This window comes from Nocardia sp. NPDC004722, from assembly GCF_053601505.1.
The window spans coordinates 1-3441 of sequence record NZ_JBSGBY010000763.1 but is presented as its reverse complement, the minus strand read 5'-3'; the positions used below and the strand labels follow the sequence as shown (position 1 = coordinate 3441).

Below are 3441 nucleotides of genomic sequence, written 5' to 3'. Positions count from 1 at the left end.
ATGCTGCGCATGCCGCTGCACCCGGTCGCGCTGGAGCTGCTGCGCGAGGTCGGCCCGCTGGCGGTGTCGAGCGCGAACGTCTCCATGACGTACCCGCCGGAGTAGTCGAGCGCGCCCATCTGCGACCACCAGCCGCCGCCCCAGATCAGGAAGGCGTTGACCGAATAGGCCAGCGTCGACCAGAGCGGCACGAAGATCAGCCACACCTTGAAATTGATGCGACCGATCACGCTGCCCAGGAACAGCAGTGGGGTGATGGCCGCGAAGACGAACTGGAAGTAGGCCAGCGTGGTCTCGGAGAACCGGAACTTGGGCATGAGTCCGTCGAGGAGCGGAATCACCGCCTGCTCTTGATTATTGGATCCGAGAATTGTGTGTGGCTTACCGATTGCGGCCCGCAGAATTCCTGGGCCGAGTTTGATGGGTTCGCCGAACCCCATCTTGAAGCCCCACAGCACCCACACGACCAGGACCAGCGAGAATCCGGTGAATGCCATGAGCATGGTATTGACGGCCCATTTGCGTTGCACGATACCGCCATACAAGATCGCGATACCGGGAATGCTCATGAGACCGACCAGAGTGGCGGCAACCAGTTGCCAGGCATTGTCGCCGGGGTTCAGCCAGTCGGGATACGGTGACATTGTTCAGCGCTACCTCACCGCGGGACGGGCAGGCACCATGCCCGGCCCAGCACTAAATTACGTTGTGACATAAGGTGTCTGGCGTCACATTGGGTGAACCAAGTGTTGTGCCGTAACGTTTCCCGGCGATTACCCACCGTTAAATCTGGATTTCGCGGTCCGGTCACGAATGCACGTGCATTCGAAATGAACGACTCACCAATAAATTCCGACCAGTTGGAACTCGATCGACAGGGTGCGATCACTCCCGTACGATCTGGCTACGGGGAGCACCGGCCGGTTCGAACGGGGGAAATGGAGTTGAGGAGTCGCTTACCGGCGACCATGCGCAATGCCGCGCAGTGGACGCGACGTTTCGTGCGCACCGCGCCGGGCGTCATCGGTGCGGTGGGCGCTGCCCTCGCACTCTTGGCTCTGATCGCCGGGCTGGTCTCGGAGAGTGCGCAGAGCGCCAAGATCACTCGCCACGACACCGTGCTGGCGCACACCGAGCCTCTCGCCAATGCCGCACAGCGGCTGTACGTGGCACTGTCCACCGCCGACGCCGCGGCCTCCACGGCCTATCTGTCCGGCGGGGTCGAATCCCACGATGTGCGCACCCGCTACGAGAACGCGCTCACCGACGCGGCCGCCGCGCTAGCCGAGGCCACCACGGGAGCCTCCGATACCGAGACGCGCGCCATCCTCGGCCGGATCGCGGCCGAATTGCCCAGTTACACCGGCGATATCGAGGCCGCGCGAGCAAACAACCGCCAGAACCTACCTGTCGGTTCCGCATATCTGCGACAAGCTTCCGCGCTCATGCAGGGCTCGATCCTGAAGGACGCGAAGGAACTGCAGCAGATCCGCGTGACCCAGCTGCACAACGACCAGGACGCCATCACCGGGCTGCCGTGGTGGAGCACCGGGATCCTGGTGCTGCTACTGGCCGCCTGCGGGTACGGCTCGTGGATCTTGTTGCGCCGCACCAATCGCTGGGTCAATTCGGGCGTGATCACCGCCGCCGGGCTGACCGTGGTGGCGCTGCTGTGGGTCGTCGCCACCACCATCGCGGCCTCGGCCGCCATCGACACCGGGGCCACCGCACGCTTCGAGAAGCTGGCCGATGCCCGCATTCTGGCTCAGCAGGCGCGCAACGAGGAGACCCTGCAGCTGGTCACCCGCACCGATATCGATGCCAGCGATGGCCGCTTCAAAACCAACTCCGACAAGCTGCGGGCGGACCTGGCAGGTCTGGTGAGCACGGATTCGGGCGCCCAGAACGCCTTCTCGAGTTGGCAGGACGGTCATACGCTCGAGGTCGCCGCCTACAAGAGCAACGACTACAGCGGCGCGGTCGCCCAGTCGGTCAAGACCGACGGCAAGGGCTCGGCCGCCCAGTTCAGCGCACTCGACAATGCCTTGAAGTCCGAACTGGACCGCACCCGGCAGGAAGTGCGCGACGATGTGAACACGGCCGGAAATGCCCTCACCCTCAGTGCCTCGGGCACGCTGGTGCTGCTGTTGGCCGCGGCGGTCGCCATCGTGGTCGGGGTGTGGCCGCGGTTGAAGGAGTTCCTGTGAAGACGCGCATGCGCATGCTGCTGCTGGCAGCCGTGGCACTGCTGGCTGGCGCGTGCGGGTCGACGCCGGACGCGGCCCCGTTCCAGCTGCCCGCGGAGAACCGATTGCCCGCCGGGGCAACGGTTATCGCCACCGCGCCGCCACCTCAGCGCGGCGACAAGTCGTGCGGTGATCCGGAGGCGAGTCTGCGCCCGAAGTCCGACAGCATCTCGGCGAAGTCGGTGGCGGCCATTCGGGCCAGCGGCAAGATCCGCATCGGGGTGGACCAGAACCAATTCCTGTTCGGCTTCCGCAATCCGAGCACCGGACAGCTGGAAGGCTTCGATATCGATCTGGCGCACGAGATCGCGCGCGATCTGTTCGGTGATCCCAATGCGGCCGAACTGCACCCCATCGACTCCTCGCACCGCGCGCAAGCCCTTGTCAGCAATGAGGTCGACCTCGTAGTGCAGGACTTCACGCCGACGTGTGTGCGGCGCCAGCTGATCCAGTTCTCCTCGGTGTATTTCTCGACCGACCAGCGGGTGCTGGTGACCAAGGGGTCCGGCATCAACTCCGCGGCGGATCTGGGCGGCAAGAAGGTGTGCGGCATCCCGGGCTCCACGACCCTGGACGCGGTGTTCGCACTGCCGGAGAAGCAGCGCCCCACCGTGATCGGCATCGAGAACTGGCTGGACTGCCTGACCGCATTGCAGCAGGGCGAGGTCGACGCCGCGAGCACCGACATGCCGCTGCTGTACGGCTTGAAGATCCAGGACCCCAACCTCGACATCGTCGGCACCTCGATGGCCACCGACGTGTACGCCGTCGGGGTGCAGAAGAACAACCCTGATCTGGTCCGTTTCGTCAACGGCGTCCTCGACCGCATCCGCAACGACGGCACCTGGCAGCGCATGTACAACGACCGGCTCAGCGTGATGGGCCCGTCCGGCGGTCCCCCGACCCCTCTCTACAGCGATTGAGTCAGGCCATGCACGGGAATCCTGGGCACATTCTCAGCGTCGCCGAAATAGATCGTGAAATCGCCGAGCGCGCACGCGAAATCGAGACCATCGCCGCGACCCTGGTCGAACTGGACAAGCATCCCGGACTGGTGTTGCTGCGCCGCTTCCCGCCCACCGGCGTCACCGAGGCGCGGTGGGCGCCCGCGCGCGCCGCGCTGGAGTTGATGTGGGAGGACTTCGGGCGGCTGGGCACGGTGCTGGACCGCGCGCGGGCCGCGCGCGCCCGGCGG

Annotated in this window: 2 protein-coding genes and 3 pseudogenes; 4 read left to right on the top strand and 1 reads right to left on the bottom strand. The window is 65.4% G+C overall.

What is annotated here, in order from left to right; all coding sequences use genetic code 11:
- Nucleotides 1–99 (top strand): annotated as a pseudogene (locus ACWELQ_RS41420) (L-threonylcarbamoyladenylate synthase); the annotation flags it as partial.
- Nucleotides 100–134: 35 nt separating this feature from the next.
- Here the strand turns inward: ACWELQ_RS41420 and ACWELQ_RS41415 are convergent.
- Nucleotides 135–569: pseudogene (locus ACWELQ_RS41415) on the bottom strand (ammonium transporter); the annotation flags it as partial.
- Between the two features lie 369 nt (nt 570–938).
- Between ACWELQ_RS41415 and ACWELQ_RS41410 the strand changes: the two are divergent.
- The 3 genes and pseudogenes from ACWELQ_RS41410 to ACWELQ_RS41400 all read left to right on the top strand — a co-directional run.
- Nucleotides 939–2207 carry a hypothetical protein gene (locus ACWELQ_RS41410; protein WP_452402452.1) on the top strand — a complete coding sequence of 423 codons (1269 nt, stop codon included), beginning with the start codon at nt 939–941 and terminating at the stop codon, nt 2205–2207.
- Nucleotides 2204–3169: a glutamate ABC transporter substrate-binding protein gene (locus tag ACWELQ_RS41405; protein WP_452402451.1), complete on the top strand. Its 966-nt coding sequence runs from the start codon at nt 2204–2206 to the stop codon at nt 3167–3169. The genes ACWELQ_RS41410 and ACWELQ_RS41405 overlap by 4 nt, the downstream gene beginning before the upstream one ends.
- Nucleotides 3170–3177: 8 nt before the next feature.
- Nucleotides 3178–3441 (top strand): annotated as a pseudogene (locus ACWELQ_RS41400) (hypothetical protein); the annotation flags it as partial.